This is a genomic window from Micromonospora trifolii (genome assembly GCF_050516465.1).
Classification (GTDB): Bacteria; Actinomycetota; Actinomycetes; order Mycobacteriales; family Micromonosporaceae; genus Micromonospora; species Micromonospora trifolii.
In genome coordinates this window covers 1,901,918-1,919,772 of record NZ_CP191526.1, presented here as the reverse complement: position 1 = coordinate 1,919,772, position 17,855 = coordinate 1,901,918, and the positions used below count along the sequence as shown (strand labels likewise).

At 73.7% G+C, this 17,855-nt stretch carries 19 protein-coding genes; 7 read left to right on the top strand and 12 right to left on the bottom strand.

The window, feature by feature from the left end; all coding sequences use genetic code 11:
• Positions 1 to 5: 5 nt before the first annotated feature.
• Positions 6 to 155: a hypothetical protein gene (locus ACQRWP_RS08800; protein WP_165947858.1), complete on the bottom strand. Its 150-nt coding sequence runs from the start codon at positions 153 to 155 to the stop codon at positions 6 to 8.
• Positions 156 to 355: 200 nt separating this feature from the next.
• Between ACQRWP_RS08800 and ACQRWP_RS08795 the strand changes: the two genes are divergently transcribed.
• Positions 356 to 1,204, top strand: a complete 849-nt coding sequence (locus tag ACQRWP_RS08795) for an arginase family protein (protein WP_430503160.1) — start codon at positions 356 to 358, stop codon at positions 1,202 to 1,204.
• Between the two features lie 12 nt (positions 1,205 to 1,216).
• On the opposite strand, the gene ACQRWP_RS08790 is transcribed toward ACQRWP_RS08795, so the two are convergent.
• From ACQRWP_RS08790 to ACQRWP_RS08770, 5 genes are all read right to left on the bottom strand, one after another.
• Positions 1,217 to 2,536, bottom strand: coding sequence for a glycosyltransferase (locus tag ACQRWP_RS08790; RefSeq protein ID WP_430501636.1), 1,320 nt, complete (start codon positions 2,534 to 2,536; stop codon positions 1,217 to 1,219).
• Positions 2,533 to 4,842 (bottom strand): ArnT family glycosyltransferase, encoded by a 2,310-nt coding sequence (locus tag ACQRWP_RS08785; RefSeq protein ID WP_430501635.1) that lies wholly within the window; start codon positions 4,840 to 4,842, stop codon positions 2,533 to 2,535. The genes ACQRWP_RS08790 and ACQRWP_RS08785 overlap by 4 nt, the downstream gene beginning before the upstream one ends.
• Positions 4,843 to 4,886: 44 nt before the next feature.
• Complete coding sequence (locus ACQRWP_RS08780; protein ID WP_430501634.1) at positions 4,887 to 6,392, bottom strand: sensor histidine kinase; 1,506 nt, start codon at positions 6,390 to 6,392, stop codon at positions 4,887 to 4,889.
• Complete coding sequence (locus ACQRWP_RS08775) at positions 6,370 to 7,110, bottom strand: response regulator transcription factor (RefSeq protein ID WP_430503159.1); 741 nt, start codon at positions 7,108 to 7,110, stop codon at positions 6,370 to 6,372. Before ACQRWP_RS08775 ends, ACQRWP_RS08780 begins: the two co-directional genes overlap by 23 nt.
• A 119-nt stretch (positions 7,111 to 7,229) precedes the next feature.
• Entirely contained in the window at positions 7,230 to 7,460 is a 231-nt protein-coding gene (locus ACQRWP_RS08770; protein ID WP_091408172.1) for a hypothetical protein, read from the bottom strand.
• A 201-nt stretch (positions 7,461 to 7,661) separates the two neighbouring features.
• Here ACQRWP_RS08770 and ACQRWP_RS08765 point away from each other — a divergent pair, with 201 nt between their 5' ends.
• The 3 genes from ACQRWP_RS08765 (at position 7,662) to ACQRWP_RS08755 (ending at position 10,333) form a co-directional block, all read left to right on the top strand.
• The gene (locus ACQRWP_RS08765) at positions 7,662 to 8,609 is read left to right on the top strand and encodes a serine/threonine-protein kinase (RefSeq protein ID WP_430501633.1); all 948 of its coding nucleotides are present in this window, start codon (positions 7,662 to 7,664) and stop codon (positions 8,607 to 8,609) included.
• A 69-nt stretch (positions 8,610 to 8,678) separates the two neighbouring features.
• Complete coding sequence (locus ACQRWP_RS08760; protein ID WP_030491017.1) at positions 8,679 to 9,104, top strand: OsmC family protein; 426 nt, start codon at positions 8,679 to 8,681, stop codon at positions 9,102 to 9,104.
• A 377-nt stretch (positions 9,105 to 9,481) separates the two neighbouring features.
• Positions 9,482 to 10,333: a hypothetical protein gene (locus ACQRWP_RS08755; protein ID WP_430501632.1), complete on the top strand. Its 852-nt coding sequence runs from the start codon at positions 9,482 to 9,484 to the stop codon at positions 10,331 to 10,333.
• 24 nt (positions 10,334 to 10,357) lie between these two features.
• On the opposite strand, the gene ACQRWP_RS08750 is transcribed toward ACQRWP_RS08755, so the two are convergent.
• From ACQRWP_RS08750 to ACQRWP_RS08730, 5 genes are all read right to left on the bottom strand, one after another.
• Positions 10,358 to 10,879, bottom strand: coding sequence for an ATPase (locus tag ACQRWP_RS08750; RefSeq protein ID WP_430501631.1), 522 nt, complete (start codon positions 10,877 to 10,879; stop codon positions 10,358 to 10,360).
• A gap of 114 nt (positions 10,880 to 10,993) precedes the next feature.
• Complete coding sequence (locus tag ACQRWP_RS08745; protein ID WP_330441079.1) at positions 10,994 to 11,440, bottom strand: response regulator; 447 nt, start codon at positions 11,438 to 11,440, stop codon at positions 10,994 to 10,996.
• Positions 11,441 to 11,524: 84 nt separating this feature from the next.
• Positions 11,525 to 11,872, bottom strand: coding sequence for an STAS domain-containing protein (locus tag ACQRWP_RS08740; protein WP_430501630.1), 348 nt, complete (start codon positions 11,870 to 11,872; stop codon positions 11,525 to 11,527).
• Between the two features lie 116 nt (positions 11,873 to 11,988).
• Positions 11,989 to 13,026: a cobalamin B12-binding domain-containing protein gene (locus ACQRWP_RS08735; protein ID WP_430501629.1), complete on the bottom strand. Its 1,038-nt coding sequence runs from the start codon at positions 13,024 to 13,026 to the stop codon at positions 11,989 to 11,991.
• The gene (locus tag ACQRWP_RS08730) at positions 13,023 to 14,780 is read right to left on the bottom strand and encodes a PP2C family protein-serine/threonine phosphatase (protein WP_430501628.1); all 1,758 of its coding nucleotides are present in this window, start codon (positions 14,778 to 14,780) and stop codon (positions 13,023 to 13,025) included. Before ACQRWP_RS08730 ends, ACQRWP_RS08735 begins: the two co-directional genes overlap by 4 nt.
• A 210-nt stretch (positions 14,781 to 14,990) precedes the next feature.
• On the opposite strand from ACQRWP_RS08730, the gene ACQRWP_RS08725 reads away from it, so the two are divergent.
• The gene (locus ACQRWP_RS08725) at positions 14,991 to 15,329 is read left to right on the top strand and encodes an STAS domain-containing protein (protein WP_430501627.1); all 339 of its coding nucleotides are present in this window, start codon (positions 14,991 to 14,993) and stop codon (positions 15,327 to 15,329) included.
• A 74-nt stretch (positions 15,330 to 15,403) separates the two neighbouring features.
• On the opposite strand, the gene ACQRWP_RS08720 is transcribed toward ACQRWP_RS08725, so the two are convergent.
• The gene (locus ACQRWP_RS08720) at positions 15,404 to 15,718 is read right to left on the bottom strand and encodes a hypothetical protein (protein ID WP_430501626.1); all 315 of its coding nucleotides are present in this window, start codon (positions 15,716 to 15,718) and stop codon (positions 15,404 to 15,406) included.
• A gap of 199 nt (positions 15,719 to 15,917) precedes the next feature.
• Between ACQRWP_RS08720 and ACQRWP_RS08715 the strand changes: the two genes are divergently transcribed.
• Together ACQRWP_RS08715 and ACQRWP_RS08710 are read left to right on the top strand one after the other, a co-directional pair.
• A complete protein-coding gene (locus ACQRWP_RS08715) occupies positions 15,918 to 16,895 on the top strand; it encodes a DUF2267 domain-containing protein (protein ID WP_430501625.1) in 978 nt (325 codons plus the stop codon).
• A gap of 115 nt (positions 16,896 to 17,010) precedes the next feature.
• Positions 17,011 to 17,805, top strand: a complete 795-nt coding sequence (locus ACQRWP_RS08710) for a spermidine synthase (protein ID WP_430501624.1) — start codon at positions 17,011 to 17,013, stop codon at positions 17,803 to 17,805.
• Positions 17,806 to 17,855: the final 50 nt, after the last annotated feature.

Below are 17,855 nucleotides of genomic sequence, written 5' to 3'. Positions count from 1 at the left end.
CCCGTTCAGCGCTGGTCGGTGGGTTGCCGGCGGAACCGGTCGACCAGCCGTCGCCAGTAGAGTTTCGCGGCGACCGCGGCGCCCGCCACCCCGCCGACGACCGCCTGCACGATCAGGCTGCCGGACCCCGCGTCCAGGTAGGCCAGATGTTCCACCGATCGCTCCTTGCCCTCGCCGCCTCGACACCGGCGTCCCAGGCGTACACCGATGAGGCTTTTGACCCAGAAAGCCGGACTTGTCCCTCACCGTACGCCGGTCGTCCTCGCCGTCGCGGGCACATGGGCGTACTCCCAGCCTCACCACAGAATGCGGCCGGGACGGCCGGCCGCGCCGGTACGCTGCGGACGTGCGCTGGATGATCGTGGACGCGCCGCTGGACTCCTCCGGCGCAGGGCGCGGCGAGGAGCGGGCCCCGGCCGCGCTGCGCCGGGCCGGCCTGCGCGAGGTCCTGACCGCCGACGACGACGGGCGGATCGACGAGGCGTGGTTGCGCGACGCGAACCGCGACCCGGCCAGCGGTGTGATCGGCGCGGCGGGCCTGGTCCGGGCCGGCGGCGCCATCGCCGCGCGGATCGGCGCGCTGATCGCGGACGGCCACCGACCACTGGTGCTCGGCGGCGACTGCGCGATCCTGCCCGGCATCTGCCGGGCCCTGCCCCCGGCGACCGACCTGTGGTTCGTCGACGCCCACCCGGACTTCCTCGACGGCACGACCTCGCCGACCGGTGAGGCCGCCGACATGGACCTCTCGGTGGTCACCGGGAACGGCCCCGCCGCCGCCGTCGGCCCCGACGGCGCGCTGATCGAGCCGAACCGCGTCCACCTGCTCGGGCACCGCCCGGCCACCGACGAGAGCAGCCGGGTCGAGGCGGCCCGGATCGACCCGGCGATCCACCAGGTCAACGCACCCGAGTTGCTGCGCCGGGGCGCGGCGACGGTCGGCGCGGGCCTGGCCGCCGACGGCGACGGACCGGCCTGGCTGCACCTCGACCTGGACGTGGTGGACCCGCGCGACCTGCCCGCGGTGACCTACCCCGAGCCGGACGGTCCGCGCTGGGCCGACCTGATCGCGCTGGTCACGCCGTTGGCCCGCGCCGACCGGCTGCTCGGGATGAGCGTGACCGACCTGAACACCGACAAGGACCCCGACGGGCGGCACACCCGCCGCGTCGTCGAGGTCCTCACCGAAATGCTGGTCGGCTGACCGGTCGGTGGCTCAGGTGCGCCGATGGTGCATGCCCAGTCGCAGCAGCACGAACCGCAGCACGGTGGCGGCCAGGTTCGCGGCCACCAGCACGGCCAGCTCCACCGGCCGGGCCGGTACGGCGGAGACGACGTGCAGCACGGCCAACGCGCCACTCGTCAAAGCCAGACCGAGGGCGAAGGCCAGCAACCCCTGCGCGTGGTGCCGGGCGGCGTGCCGACGTCCGCTGATGCCGAACGTCAGCCGCCGGTTCGCGGCCGTGTTCGCCACCGCGGTCACCAGCAGCGCCAGCAGGTTCGCCGGCTGCGCGCCGAGGATGCCCCGGGTGGCCACGAACAGCAGCAGGTACGCGAGCGTGCTCGCCACCCCGACCGCCGCGAACCGGACCAGCTGCCGGGGCAACCCGACCGGCACCTGCCCCGGCAGCGCCTGGCCGGGCTGAGCACGCGGCCCGGTCAGCGGCGTCCCGCCCGGCTGCGCCCGCAGCGCGGTGAGCGGCGTCCCGCCCGACTGGGCACGCGGCGCGGTGAGCGGCGCCCGGCCGAGCTGTGCGCGCAGGTCGGCCAGGGGCAGCGCGCCGGTCAGCAGCGCCCGACCCAGCCGGCCCACACCACGCAGGTCGGCCAGGGCGGTGGCGACGATGTCGACACGACTGTCCGGGTCGTCGACCCAGTCCACCGGCACCTCGTGGATGCGTAGCCCGGCCCGCTGGGCCAGCACCAGCAGCTCGGTGTCGAAGAACCAGCCGGTGTCCCGTACCAATGGCAGCAGCTCCGCGGCCACGTCGGCGCGGATCGCCTTGAACCCGCACTGCGCGTCGGAGAACCGCGCCGCCAACGCCCCGCGCAGCAGCAGGTTGTAGGCCCGCGAGATCACCTCCCGCTTGGCGCCGCGCACCACCCGGGAGGTACGCGCCAGCCGGGTGCCGATCGCCAGGTCGGAGTGGCCGGAGATGAGCGGCGCGACCAGTGGCAGCAACGCCGCCAGGTCGGTGGAGAGGTCCACGTCCATGTACGCCAGCACCGGCGCGGACGACGCCGACCAGGCGGCGGAGAGCGCCCTCCCCCGCCCCTTGGCGTCCAGGTGCAGCACCTCGACGCCGGGCAACTCACCGGCGAGGCCGTCGGCCACCTTCAGGGTGTCGTCGACGCTGGCGTTGTCGGCGATGGTGATCTGGAACGGGTACGGGAAGTTCGCGCACAGGTGGGCGTGCAGCCGCCGTACGCACGGCCCGAGGTCGACCTCCTCGTTGTAGACCGGGATCACCACGTCCAGCACGGCGGCGGTGGGTCGGGCCTGGACGGCGGCCCGTGGTCCGCCCAGCGCGGTCACGACGCCTCCGTACCGGCGCTGAGGTCATAGACGGTGACCCCGTCGACGGTCTGCGCCGTGAACGTCTCCGCGACCCAGGCGGCGATCTCCTGGGAGGCCGAGCTGCCGCCGTTGGCCCGGAAGCCACCGCCGCCGACGAAGTAGTGGATCTTCTTGTCGGCCACGTACCGCTGGAACTGCGCGAGGGTCGGTGACGGGTCGCTGCCGTTGAACCCGCCGATCGGCATCACCGGTTCGCCGGTGGCAAGCTGATAGCCGGACGCGTTGTTCGAGCCGATGGTCGCCGCCACCCAGGTGTAGTCGGCGCTGTCGTGCTCCAGCAGCTCGCGTAGCGCGGCGCTGGGCTCACTGGCGTCGAGCAGCCCGCCCATTCCCCCACCGGCCGGGCGCCCCTGGCCGCCGGTGGCACCGGGCACGCCGTTGCGACCATCGCCGGGCAAGCCCGGCAGCTGACCGCCGTTCTGGCCGCCACCGTTCTGGCCCCCGCCCGGGAACTGGCCCCCACCGGGGAAGCCGCCGGGCAACTGGCCGCCACCGTTCTGGCCCCCGCCCGGGAACTGGCCGCCACCGGGGAACTGGCCGCCGGCCGGCATCTCCATGCCGCCGGGCGGTCGTCCGCCGGGGAAACCGCCCCGGCCGAACCCGCCCGCCACGAACGGGCCGGCGCTCGGGATCGACCCGGTGTGCGGGGTCGCGGCGGTCTGCACCGCGTACGCCACCGGGCCGGCGAGGGCGGCCGCCGCGCCGAGGCCCAGCACCACCGGCACCAACCGGCGGGGCAGTCGGGTGACGAGCAGGAGCAGCATCGCACCGACCAGGCCGGCGACGAGCACCGTCGTCCGCAGCCACGGGTACCAGTCGGGGCTGCGTCCGAGCAGCACCCAGGCCCACCAGACGGTGACCGCGAGAGTGCCGGCGAGCGTCGCCGTGGCGGCCAGCGGACGCCACCGCTGCCAGCGCGGCCCGGCAGCTTCGGCGGACGCGGACGCGGGGAGCGGGTCGCCGGCTGGTGTCCCGGCGACCGGAGCGGCAGCCGGCACGGCCGCCGACGTTCCAGGTTGGACAATTCCAGGCGCGGGCAGCAGTCGGCGTTGTCCCCAGAGCAGCGTCACGCCGATGCCGACCAGCGCGCCGATCGCCGGTGCGAGCGCCACCGTGTAGTAGGCGTGGAAGATCCCGGACATGAAGCTGAAGATCAGACCGGTGACCAGCAGCCAGCCTCCCCAGAGCAGCAGCCCGGCCCGGGTGCAGTCGGTGCGGGCCGCTCTTCCGGCCAGCAGCAGGCCGACCACCAGCAGGATCAGCGCGGCCGGCAGCAGCCAGGAGACCTGACCACCGATCTCGCCGCCGAACATCCGCAGCACGCCGTTCTGCCCGGAGAACGGTCCGCCACCGCCTCCCGGCCGCGCGCCACCGCCGCCGACGCTGCCGACCTCCTCGCCGGTGATCCGGCCGAGGCCGTTGTAGCCGAGGGTCAACTCCAGGATGCTGTTGCTCTGCGAGCCGCCGATGTACGGGCGGGCGCTGGCCGGCACCAGCTCGACCAGCGCCACCCACCAGCCGGCGGAGACCACCACCGCCAGCCCGGCCAGCAGCAGCTGCCGAACCCGCCGCCACAGCCCGGTCGGCGCGGCCAGCAGGTAGACGCCGGCGAAGACCGGCACCACCAGGAACGCCTGCAACATCTTGGTGAGGAAGCCGAAGCCGACCAGCACACCGACCAGCACGATCCACCGGGTGCTGGCCGTCTCCAGCGCGCGCACTGTGGCGTACGCCCCGGCGACCAGCAGCAGGACCAGCAGCGCGTCGGGGTTGTTGAACCGGAACATCAGCGTCGCCACCGGGGTGACCGCGAGGACCGCGCCGGCGATCAGACCGGCGGCCGGCCCGTACCAGCGCTTCACCGTCGCGTGGAGCACGCCGACCGAGGCGACCCCGCAGAGCGCCTGCGGCACCAGCATCGCCCAGCTGTTCAGCCCGAAGACGCGCACGGACAGGGCCATCAGCCACAGCGACGCGGGTGTCTTGTCGACGGTGATGGAGTTCGCGGCGTCCGACGAGCCGTAGAGGAACGCCTTCCAGCTCACCGAGCCGGCCTGCACGGCCGCCGCGTAGAACGAGTTCGCCCAGCCGGACGCGCCCAGGCCCCACAGGTAGAGCAGGCCGGTGGCGAGCAGCAGGATCGCCAGCGCGGGCCGGGCCCAGGCCGGCGAGCGGCGCGTCGGCGGCGAATGCTCGTCGGGGCGGGCGGCCGTCGGCGGCTCGGGTGCGGCGGGTGCCGTCAGCAGGGTCTCTGTTCTGTCCATGCGGCCAGGCTCGACGGCCGGGCTGGCGCGACCCCGTGCGCCGACTATGCGTCAGCTGTGGGATTCGGCAGCCGGACGGTGAACATTGTCCGACCTGGACGGCTGTCCACCCCGACCGTGCCGTGGTGGGCCTCCACCACCGCCGCGACGATCGCGAGACCGAGGCCGGTGCTGCCGTGCGCGCGGGATCGGGAGCTGTCGCCCCGGGCGAACCGCTCGAACATCTCCGGTTGCAGCTCCACCGGCACCCCCGGCCCGTCGTCGGCGACGGTGAGCACGGCGCTGGCGGCGTCGACGGCCAGCGTGGTGGTGACCGTGCTGCCGGGCGGGGTGTGCACCCGGGCGTTGGTGAGCAGGTTCGCCACAACCTGGTGCAGCCGGGCGGCGTCGCCGGGCACCCGGATCGCCACCTCGGGTAGTTCGAGCTGCCAGCGGTGTTCGGGGCCGGCGACGTGCGCGTCACTGACCGCGTCCACCACCAGGGCGGTCAGGTCCACCGGTTCGACAGCGAGCGGCCGGCCGGTGTCGAGGCGGGCCAGCAGCAGCAGGTCGTCGACGAGGCTGGTCATCCGGGTGCTCTCCGACTCCACTCGGCGCAGCGCGTGCGCCACGTCGGCGGGAACCTCGTCACGGCCACGCCGGGCCACCTCGGCGTAGCCGCGGATCGCCGCGAGAGGCGTCCGCAGTTCGTGGCTGGCGTCGGCGACGAACTGGCGTACCCGGGTCTCGCTGGCCTGCCGGGCGGAGAGCGCGTCGGCGACGTGGCCCAGCATCCGGTTCAGCGCCGCGCCGACCTGACCGACCTCGGTGCGGGGGTCGGTGTCGGCGGCCGGGACCCGGACGGCGAGCGCCACCTCCCCCCGGTCCAGGGGCAGCTCGGTGACGCGGGTGGCGGTGGCGGCCACCCGGTTGAGAGGTCGCAGGGTCGCCCGCACGATCAGCGCGCCCGCCACGCCGGCGAGCAGCAGCCCGACCGCGGCCACCCCGGCCTGCGCGGCGACCAGCGCCCAGACGGTCTCCTGGACGCCGGAGAGGGGGATCGCGACGACGCGTACCCGGCCGTCCCAGTACTGGCGGGCCACGGCCCGGTAGTCACCGCGGTCGCCGAGGTCGACGGTGCGCGGCCTGGCGTCGACCGGCAGGTCCGCCAGGACGGCGACCTCCCCCACCGGGACGGACTGCTCGTCGGGGAACGGATCGGCGCTGGAGACGCTCTTGGTCAGGGTCCGGGCGCTGGTCACCCGGCCGTCGGTGATCTCGGCGACGACCGCGCCGGACGGCAACCCGGGCGGGATGCCCGGTCCGTTGCCGGGAAACGCCGGCCGTCCCGGCCGGTCGCCCCGCATGGCCGTCGCGGGGGCCAACTGGGCGTCGAGCCGGTCGATCAGGAAGTGCCGCAGCGCCACAGTGGTCAGGCCACCGATGGCGACGCTGACCAACGCCAGCAGCGCGAGCAGGGCGAACACCAGTCGGGTACGCAGGGAGCGCCCGGCCAGCCACCCGCGGGCGGCGCGCAGCGGGCGGCGCCTACTCGGAGGGTTTGAGGACATAACCCGCGCCGCGCAGCGTGTGGATCATCGGCGCCCGGCCGGCGTCGATCTTCTTGCGCAGGTACGAGATGTACAGCTCCACCACGTTGGCCTGGCCGCCGAAGTCGTAGTTCCACACCCGGTCGAGGATCTGCGCCTTGCTGAGCACCCGGCGCGGGTTGCGCATCAGGTAACGCAGCAGCTCGAACTCGGTCGCGGTGAGGGTGACGAGCTGGCCGGCCCGGCGGACCTCGTGGCTGTCCTCGTCGAGGCTGAGGTCACCGACGGTCAGCACCGCCTCCTCCCGGGCGGTGATCGCCAGCCCGGAGCGGCGCAGCAGCGCGCGCAGTCGGGCGATCACCTCCTCCAGGCTGAACGGTTTGGTGACGTAGTCGTCGCCGCCGACGGTCAACCCGGCGATGCGTTCCTCGACCGCGTCGCGGGCGGTCAGGAAGAGCACCGGCACGGTGGGGGCGTGCTCGCGCAGCCGGCGCAGCACCTGGAAGCCGTCCAGGTCGGGCAGCATCACGTCGAGCACCACGGCGTCCGGCTGGAACTGTCGGGCGGTGCTCAACGCCGCCATGCCGTTGCCGGCGGTGCGGACCTGCCAGCCCTCGTAGCGCAGGGCCATCGACAGCAGGTCGGTGAGCGTGGGTTCGTCGTCGACCACCAGCACCCTGACGGGCTCACCGTCGGGGCGACGAAGCTCGATCCGGCTTGGCGCGGCCTGCCCATTCATGACCATGGGCCCCATGGTGGCCGCCACGCCTGTGCCGCGCCCCTGCGGAAGCTGTGCGCGAGCTGTGCGGCCGGGCCGACGCGACGCCGGCGACACCACCGGTCAGCCCCGCCTCGTGGTCACTCGGACACCCCGTACGCGTCGGTGCGCACGAACCGCATGCTCCAGCCGCCGGCCTCGTCGGGCCGGTCGCGTTCGTAAAGGTGGTCGGGGCCGGGCTGCACCGGGCCCGTGCCGTCCGGGTGCCGCATGATCCAACGCTGGGGTGGGGCGCCGTCCGACCCGGCCGGCAGGAGCCGGACCAGGCCGTCCGCGGGCCCACCGACGAAGCGAACGGTGACCTCGCTCATCGCGGCGTCCCCTCGGGTGACCGTGCCGGCACAATCGGTGACACCGGCTCTGGCTCGCAAGCTACCGCACCCACCGCCGTGGCGCAGCGAGGTGCGCGGTGTCCGTCCGCCCCGAATCCGGCTCCGGTTTGCCCAGCTCGGCGCCCGGGTACCGGCACCTCAGCACCCGGCCGTCGGCGGGGCGAGGACGAGGAGTGGTCGATGCGCACGCTGGACGGGCGGTACCGGCTCGAGCAGCGCATCGGGGTGGGCGGGATGTCCGAGGTGTGGCGGGCCTACGACCAGGTGCTGGACCGGCCGGTCGCGGTGAAGCTCATCTCGCCCGGCCGTGACGATCGGGACGGCCCGGTGGACCGGATTCGCGCGGAGGCCCGGTCGGCGGCCCGCCTGGAACACCCCAACGTGGCGAGTGTGCACGACTTCGGCACCTCCACGACGTGGCCGGGCCGACCGGTGCCCTACATCGTGATGGAGCTGGCCGAGGGTGAGACGCTCGCCGTGCACCTGCGCGCCGGGCCGCTGGACTGGCAGATCGCGGTGCGGGTCTGCGCGGAGGTCGCCGCCGCACTGGCCGCCGCGCACGCCGAGGGCATCGTGCACCGGGACGTCAAGCCCGCCAACGTCATGCTCACCCCGGCCGGGGTGAAGGTGCTGGACTTCGGCATCGCCATCGCCGCCGGCGCGCCGGACCCGATGCCGACCGGAATGGTGCTGGGCACCCCGGCGTACCTGGCGCCCGAACAGCTGGACGAGGTGCCGGCCACCCCCGCCGCCGACATGTACGCCCTCGGTGTGCTGCTCTACTACAGCCTCACCGCCCGCCTGCCCTACCGCGCGTCGACCGGCAGCGAACTGCTGCTCGTCCGCCGCCGTCAGCCACCGGAGCCGCTGCCCGACATCGCCGGGCTCCCGCCGGAGGTCGCCGAGCTGTGCCACTCCTGCCTCGCCGACGACCCCGAGCAGCGTCCGACCAGCCTGGTCGCCGCGCTGCTGCTGGCCGAGGCGGTGGACGCCCGGGTGTACGTGCCGATGACGATCCCGACGACCCGCCGGCCGGCCCCGACGTCGCCATGGACCGAACGGGCCGCCGCGGAGGCCACCGAGGCGGTGGCGCTGGTGGACGAGTCGAACCTGCCCGCCGGGCGCTGACCGGACGACAGGCGGCGTTTCGCCGGGCGGCGAAGGGGTAGCCGGCTGGTGAGCGACGGGAGAAACGCGATGCCGGATCAGAGTTCCTGGCTGCGTGAGGCCACAGCGACCGCCGAGGGCGGTCACGTACGCACCGACGATGGCGGGCTCTCCACCGCGCTGGCCTCACCGCTGGCGCCGCACTGCACCGGGCTGACCCCGGAACAGTTGCTGGCCGCGGCCTTCGCCTCCTGCCTGCATCACGCGGCAGTGGAGGTGGCCGGGGAGATCACCGACGAGGCGCACACCGTGCAGGTCCGGGCGGAGGCGAAGCTGGGGCGGGACAACGACGGTCGATACCGGGCCGACGTGCACGCGGAGATCTCCTCAGCCGGTCTGAGCCGAGATCAACTGGCTGACCTGGTCGAGTACGCCGACCGGCTCTGGCCGTTCTCCAGCAGCGACACCACCCGACACCGCCTAACTGTCACCCCAGCCGAGAACGGCCGACACTAACGCCGTAGCCCGCCCGCACGCCCCACCGCGCCGATCTTGCACTTTCGGTCGTCGATATCAGGGGAATGCTCCCTATGTCGCGACAGCAAGTGCAAGATCGCGGAGCAGGGAGGGGATCTTGGGGCGGGGGGCCGATTGGTGGAGGTGCGCCTCGGTTGTTCGGGTGAGTCCTTTAGGTAGGCGGGGGCTCGGCCGGCAGAGTGGCGGGGCGACCGCATCCACCCGGCAAGTCGGGAATAACCGTCTGGAGTGATCCGCGAGGTTGATCAGCTTCGCTCATGTTTTGCCGGCTAAAGTCGGCATGATCAGGGCAAATTGTGGCGCATGCCACCGTACGGGCTGGTGGCGTCGGGCATTCAGCTCTTTAGCCTCGGCAGGTGCATTCCGACGACCCCTCCGACCAGAAGCTGACCGACGCGCGCCCGACCACCCCTTCGGACGACGCCGCATCAACCGAACAGACGATCGGCCGTCACCGCGCCGCCGAACCGTCGCGGCGTGCCCTGCTGGGCTCGACCCCGGTGCGGGTGGCGCTGGCCACCGGTGTCACCTGCTGCCTCAGCCTCGTCGCTGTCGCCACCGCGCGAGGCAACGACGAAGCCCCCCGCACTGTCGAGCCGCTCGCCGAGGCGGTGGCCGACCGCGCCGCCATCGCCGACGAACGCGCCTCCCGGTCGCTGGACCGCGACGCCGCCCCGGCCCGGATCCTGCCGCCCAGCCCGACAGCGAAGCCCACGCCCACTCCCACCGCCGTCCGCAAGGCGCCCAAGAAGCCGGTCAAGCCCCGCCGCCCTCGGCCGGTCGCCGGCCTCGACCAGGCACAGATGGACAACGCGAAGATCATCGTGGACGTCGGCCTGGAGATGAAGATGCCGCGCCGGGCCCTGGTGGTGGCGCTGGCCACCGCCATGCAGGAGAGCAACCTCTACAACCTGGCCAGCGACGTCCTCCCGGAGTCGGCGGAGTACCCGAACCAGGGCAGCGGCTCCGACCACGACTCGGTCGGGCTGTTCCAGCAGCGACCCAGCAGCGGCTGGGGCACGGTGGCCCAGTTGATGCGCCCGTCGTACGCCGCGCGGGCCTTCTACGCGGCGCTCAACGAGATCCCCGGCTGGCAGGACATGAGCGTCACCGCCGCCGCCCAGGCCGTGCAGATCTCCGCCTACCCGGACGCGTACGCCCAGCACGAGGATCGGGCCACCACGGTCGCGGCAGCGCTCACCGCCTGAACCGGGCACCCACGCCCGCGCGTCTCAGCGACGGCCGGGCGGAGGCTCCACGCCCGTGTCCAGGCCGCCGACCCCGACCCGACTGCCCGGCACCCCGGCGGCTGCGGTGGGGGTGTCGGCGGGCACCTGGTCGGCCGTCACCTGGCTGAGGATCTCGTCCACCCGCACCTCGCGCCGTCGACGAGCATCCAACGCCGCCTCGAAGTCACGTCGGGCCTGCACGGCCTCCGCGTACGCCCGTTCCCGCACCCGCCGTGCCTCCTCGCGGGCCTCGTCCAGCTCGGCGCGGGCCTGGGCCAGGATCTCGGCCGCCTCGCGCCGCACCGTGTCGCCGGCGTGCCGGGTGGCGGCGGCGTCGCCAAGGTCGAGCCGTTGCAGGAGCCCGCTGAGCCAGGCCGCCTCCTGACGGATCTCGTCCCACTCCCGGGCCGCCCCGGCCGCGCCCTCGGCCCGCGCCGCGAGCCGGGACAACCGGATCCCCAACTCGTCCAGGCAGTAATCCACCTGCCGCTGGTCGTAACCGGTCTCAACGACGGAGAACCTCATACTGTCGCCCCCCAGGCAGCTGCTGTTACTTCCCCACCTGGATCCTCGGCCGCGACCGCTCGCGCCGAGGGGGTTCGGGAAAAATGTTCAGCATGCGCGCAGGTGGCGCGGGCGTCAGACGCGCTTGGGCAGCACCACGACCCGGCCGAAGAACTCGTCGATGCGGCGGACCACATCGTTGAAATCGTCCAGGTCGATCGGCTTGGTGACGTACGCGTTGGCCTGCAACGTGTAGCTGCCGACGATGTCGGTGTCGGCGTTGGAGGTGGTCAGTACGACGATCGGGATGGTCCGCAGATCCTCGTCCTGCTTGACCGCCCCGAGCACCTGCCGACCGTCCATCCGCGGCATGTTCAGATCCAGCAGGATCACGTCCGGTCGGCGGGCCTGCTCGTGCCGGCCCTCGGCGCGGAGAAACTCCATCGCCTCCTCGCCGTCACTCACCACGTCGATGATCTTCTCGACGTCGGAGTCCGCCAGCGCCTCCTCGATCATCAGCACGTCACCCGGGTCGTCGTCGACTACCAGGATGCGTACCGGCTGCGGGCTGTCTACGCCCATCACTACCTGCCTCGGAGTCGGCGGGGACGGGACCCTGACGGTCACCGCGTTGGCGGGGAAATGCTGGCGGGGAAATCTAGCCCATCAGGAAGCACTGCGGGACGCGGGGTCGACCGACTCCGGTTCGTAGCGCAACACGTCGGCGAGGCCGGTCACCCGCAGCACCCGCTCGACCCGCCCCTGGGCGCCGGTGAGCCGGAGCCAACCCCCTTCGGCCGCCGCCCGATTGTCGCCCCGGACGAACACGGCCATTCCGGTGGAGTCGCAGAACGTGAGGTCGGTCAGGTCGAGCAGCACCCGGGTCTCGCCCGTCGCGGTGAGCCGGTCGATCGCGGCGGTGAGCTCGGGGGCGGTGCTCAGGTCCAGCTCGCCTGCGAGCCGCAGGCAGACGCCACCACCGTCGCGCTCGACGTAGTTGACGCTGAACGTCACCGTTCTCCCCCTCGCTCCACCCTCGGGTGGGACGTTTGCAGTCCGGCAAGTATACGCAGAGCTGACTCGTCCGCCGCCGAGCGCGGTGATCGATCCGACTGCCGCCGGCGGGTCGGTCAGCGGGCGGTGCCGGGCAGCGCCGCGCATCCCAGCGCCAGCGTCCGTGCCGCCCGGGGGAAGTCCCGCAACGCGGCGGCGTAGTGCTCCAACGGCAGGACGACGGCCCCGGTGGGAACCCCACGACTGCGCAGAATCCCCGACAGCCACTCCACGAACTCGGTGAACAACGAGGGATCGTCGACGTAGACCGCCGCGGCCAGGAAATCCACGATGTGGCCCAGGTCGCTCACTGTCGCGTCGAGCTGCGCGGCGGTGTACGCCCGCGCCGCCGGCACCCGCTCCCGCAACTCCGTCAACGCGCTGTCGATCAGCTCACCGCGACGGCGCACCAGGCTGGCGTACTCGTCGTCGGCCAGGTGGGCCAGCCGCGCCGGCGGCGCCCCGCGCAGCGCCCGCTCGTCGGCGATCAGCTCGGCCGCCGAGGGCGCGTCCGGCGCCCAGGCCACCCCGAGCCGGCGCGCCCACCGGCCGTCCGTGCCGAACCCACGCCCGCCGACCACCACCGGCACGTCCGAGCGGCGGCAGGCCTCGATCATCCGGTGGGCGTACGGCAGGCGCATCGGTAGCGCGCACGCCAGCGCGACCGCGTGCGCGTCGTAGCGGTGCAGGTACGACACGAGGTGCGCCGCGGGGACGCTGGCGCCCAGGAAGGTCACCTGCCACCCGCGTAACCGCAGCACCTCGGCCACCAGCCGGGGCGGCAGCGCGTGCCACTCGCCGTCCATGCAGGCGACCACGACCCGGCCGCCGGTCGGCCGCGGTTTGACGTGCGCGGAGACCGCCGCCACCACCTGCTCGCTGATGTGGGTGGCCGCGTGCTCCTGGGCGACGCTCCACTCGTTGCGCGCCCAGCGCTCACCCACCTCGGCCTGTGCGGGCGCGACCAGGTCGAGCAGCACCCGCTCCGCTGGGACGCCAGCGTCGAGCAGGCCGATCGCCAGGTCGGTCGCGGCGTACTCGTCGGCGTCGGCGAGGTGGTCCAGGTATTCGGAGTACGCGTCGTCGAGGTCGGTGGTGGCCGTGGCGGCGGTCACGCGTCAGTCTCCTCTGTCTGGTCGATGCCGGCGGGCACCGAGTGCAGGTGCCGCGCCCCGCGCCCGCTCAGGCCGGCCGCCCGCAGCGCCAGCACGGCGATGTCGTCGTGGTCGCCCTGTGCCAGCCAGTCGCAGGTGAGCTGCTCGACCCGTTCGGCCAGGGCCGGCGCGGGCATCCGGTGGCAGCCGGTCAGCGCGGTGATCAGCCGCTCGGCGCCGAACTGCTCGTCGCTGCGTCGGCCGCCCCGGGCCTCGGTCACGCCGTCGCTGTAGAGCAGGCAGGTCTCGCCCGGCGCCAGCCGCACGGTCACCTCCCCGACGCGGGGGTCGGGCACCACTCCGATCAGCATGCCGCGCAACGGCACCGTCTCCACCTCACCGGAGGCGCGCAGCACCAGTGGTGGCAGGTGCCCGCCGCCGGCCATGGTGAGGGTGAGGCCACCGTCGCGCTCCGGGCGGGCCACGCCGAGCACGATAGTGGCGAAGCGGCCCTGGCCGTGCGCCTGGGTCGTCTCCAGCAACGCGTCGTTGAGCAGCCGCAGCAACCGCGCCGGGTGAGACTCCAACCGGTGCAGCGCCTGGAGGCACTGGCGCAGTTGGCCGGTGAAGACGGCGGCTTCGACGCCCTTGCCCGACACGTCGCCGAGGAAGAACACCGAGCCACCGTCGGTGAGCCGGTGCGAACCGTAGAAGTCGCCGCCGATGCGCAGCCCCGCCTGCGCGGGCCGGTACGCGGTGCCCCACTGCACACCGACGGCCTCGACCGGCTCGACCGGCAGCAGGCTGGCCTGGAGAGTGTCGGCCACCTCGGCCTGGTCGCGGTAGAGCAGCGCGGTGGTCAACGCGGCGCCGGCGCGGGCCGCGAACGCGCGGACCAGCTCCACGTCGTCCTCGTCGTACCAGCGGGTGGCGCGACGGGCCACCAACAGCACCCCGACCGGCGCGTCGCGGCCCGGCAGCGGGACGACCCGGGCGGCGCTCTCGGTGCCGGCCAGCCCCGGCAGCCAGCCGGCGTCGACCGCCTGCTCGACCAGCCAGTCCACCGCGTGCGGCTCGGCACCGGTCAACCCGTCGGCGATGGCGGTCGGCAGCTCGCCGCCGGCCAGTACGCCGCTGTCCACCATCGGCACCTCGTCGTCGGTGCGCGAGGCCCGCCACCAGCGGGCGCGCCCGGCCCGCGGGGCGAGCACCAGCACTGCCACCTCGGCCAGGGTCGGCACGGCGAGTCGGACGACCGCGGCGGCCGCCCGGTCGGGGTGCAGAGGGTTGCCCAGCTTGTCGCCGACCACGGCCAGGAACGCCGAGCGGGCCCGCTCGGCGAGCAGCGCGTCGGCGCGGCTGACGCTGTCGGTGACGTCCTCGACGTACCAGCAGCAGCGTTCACCGGAGAGCGGCACCTGGCGCGCGGTGAGCCGGCGCCCGCGATGGGTCAAGCCCCCGGGGACGCCCTCGCTCAACCCGGGCACACCGGCGGCGCTGAGCAGCTCGCCGGGCGTCACCTCGGGCAGCAACCGCTCAGCCACCGGGCTGACGTGCCGCACGACGCCATCGGCGTCGCAGACCACCAGGCCCTCGCGGAAGTGCTCGACGACCTCTGCCCAGTCGGGCGTGGCCTGACCCCGGTCGGGGGCCAGCGGCGGCAGGGCCGCGGTGGGGCGGCGAACGTCGGCGGACCACGCCGAGGGTCGTGTCGTGCTCGGCGTGGAGAGCCGTCCGTCGCCCGGGTCCCAGTCCCTGACGTCGGAAGCAGTCACCAGCTGAGCCTCACTCCTTGTCGTTCACCGAACCCGTGCCGGAACCGGCGTCTACCGTCAAAACTCTCCAGCCACCCTACGCCCGAACCCGGAAAGCGGCATCTCACGGCGGGTGGCAGGCACCGCCACGGCGAGGGCGTTGGACGAGAACACGGGGGCGCGTCGGCGCCCCCGCTTTGCGTTTTGTCGCTCGACAAGGAAAATGGTGGGATGCCCGACCAGCTGTTGACCATCGAGACAACCCGGCTCGCCGCCGGGAACGTCCGACTCCGGCTGACCGGCGAACTCGACTACGACAGCGCGCCCGAGCTGGTCGCCGCGGCGACCGAGCTGCGCGGCGGCGACGACGCCCCGGTGCTGGTCGACCTGACCGGGGTGACCCTCTGCGACTCCAGCGGGCTCAGCGCGTTGCTGGTGGTGCACCGCGCCGCCGGGGCGATCCGACTGACCGGGGTCAGCCCTCAGCTTGAGCGGATGCTGGACCGCACGGGTCTGAGTGAGTTGCTGGCCGTGGCCTACGCCGACGACGACGTGCGCGCCATCGGCTGATCCGTAGGCCACCCCCGTAGGCGAACGGGGTGGCCCCCGACCCTGGGACCTGGGGTCGGGGGCCGGAGGAATGTCTAGGGCGCCGTCATCGGCTGGAGCCGGGGGCCGTCCGCACGCAGCTCGCCGATCGGAGCCGCGTCCACGTCCTCGGGCTTCCCCGAATCGGGCGTCTGGTACAGGTAGCGGACGAACTGCCCACCCGCCTCGTTGTCGTCCGCACCGGGCCACTGACCGATGCAGTCCATCCCGATCACTTCGCGGCCCGTTCCGTCGGCCTCCTCCAGCAGCGCCCACAGGCTCACCGGGTAACACCTGGTGACCTCGGGTGTGAGCTGCCAGCGGGCGTACCAGCCGGGTCGAGCGGGGACGATCTCGACAACTTCCTTCATGACGACCTTCCTTCCGCGTACCTCGGCAGAACTCCGGTCCTGACCCATCGTGCGGGCCGTGCGGGTGAGCACCCCTCACCCCCGCCGGATGAAGCGTGGCGCAGGCCGGTCCGACCCGGCCGGCGGCCTCCGTTTCGTTCTCCGGGGCGGCGGGAAGGCGACTGGCGCAGTCACGATCCCCAGCGGAAGGGATGCCACCATGCGCAAGCAGATGGAGGGCGACAACCAGAGGCGCCGGGCACTGGCCCGGCAGGCCCGGGAACAGAATCGCCAGCCCAGCGAGATCGGCGCCAGCCTGAGCGCCTCCAAGCAGCTCACGAGCCTCGACGCGGGTAAGCGCGCCGGCCCACCAGCGGCCGGACCGCACAAGTCGGACACCACGCGCGGCGGGCCGGCACCGCCGCCGGTCGGTAGCGCCGACAACCCGCGACCCCAACCGTCCCCGCCGAGCGGCGCGGCCGGTGTGAACAGCATGGGCTACCACGACCTGATCGACGAGGTCCGGCGTCGCGCCGGCGTCGACTTCAAGACCGCCAAGGTGGGCACCGAGGCGACAGTGCTGGTCCTCGCGTTCGCCCTGGAGGCCGCCGAGCGGCAGCGGTTGCTCGCCGCGGTGCCGGCGTCGCTGCACGACGTGCTGCCGGTCGACGGCATCGAGCGGCACCAGGACCTGCCGGGCTTCCTGTCCGAGGTGGGCCGGATCAGCGGCAACACCCCGGAGCAGGCCCGGTACCAGGCCGAGGCGACGATCGCCGCGCTCGCCGAGCAGGACGGCGACCTGGTCGAGTCGTTGCACGTACCCGACGGGTTGCGTGACCTCCTGAACCCGCCGGAGGCCGGCGGTGGCCTGGTGGGCGCCTCCACCACCACACCCACCCTGGACGCCGACGAGATCAGCGCGGCGCTGGACGACCTGCCCTACTGGGCCGGCGACAGCCAGGGCCTCTACCGGGTGGTCGCGCTGCCGCCCGACAACCTGGACCGGGTGCTCGCCCGGCTCGACCGGCTACGCCGGGACAACGGCCGCGGCCCGAGCATCGGGCGTCCGGGCGACACCGCCGCCGTGTTGACCGTGCGGACCAACCAGGCCAACGGGGTCACCGCGCTCGACGTGGACCTCGCCCGCCAGATCGACGACGCGATCGACGAGGTGGGTGCCGGGATGGCCGGCGGCTGACCGGCCACCACGACATCGGCGGGCCGGCGGACCGGGGGCGACCCCGCTCCGCCGGCCCGTCCGCCGTGCCGGGCCCCGGGCGGGGTGCACCGTGGGCTCGGCTAGCGTGCCGGATATGAACCGCGCCGCCGACCGGCTGGAGCTGGTCGCCGACCCGGTCCGCCGGACCGGGCGGACACTGTTGTCCGCCGGGGTCGAGCAGTCGTACGTGGATGTCGAGGATCCCCGGCACCTGCACTTCGAGTACGTCCGGCGGATCGCCTCGGCGGTGGAGGTGGCGGCCCCGCCCGGTGCCCCGCTGAACGTCCTGCACCTGGGTGGCGGCGCGTTGACGTTGCCCCGCTGGCTGGCCGCCACCCGGCCCGGCTCCCCGCAACGGGTCGTCGAGCGGGACGCGGCGGTGGTCGAGCTGGTGGCCCGGGAGTTGCCGCCGCTGCCACCGGAGGTGCGGGTGGAGGTCGCCGACGCCCGGGACGCCCTGACCGTCACCCCGGACGGCCGGTACGACCTGGTGATCGCCGACATCTACCGCGCAGCCCGGATGCCCCGGCACGTGCGCACCGTCGAGTTCGCCGCCGAGGTGGCCCGCGTCCTGCGCCCCGACGGGTCGTACCTGGTCAACGTCACGGACCTGCCGCCGCTGGTCGGGACCCGGGTGCAGGTGGCCACGTTGCGGGCGGTCTTCGCCGACGTGTGCGTGTTCGGCGACCGGCGGATGCTGCGCGGCCGCAGGTACGGCAACCTGGTGCTGGCCGCGACCTCCCGCCCCGGCGGGCTGCCGGTGGCCCGGCTGGCGGTGGCCGGCCTGCGCGACCCGGTGCCCGGCGGGCTGCTGCACGCCGCCGCGCTCGACACGTTCGTCGCCGGCGCCCACCCCGTCACCGACGCGGACGACAACTCCCACCACTGATCGCCGTTGTGCCCGCAATGCCGGGTTTCCGACGGCGCGCGCGGGGAAGG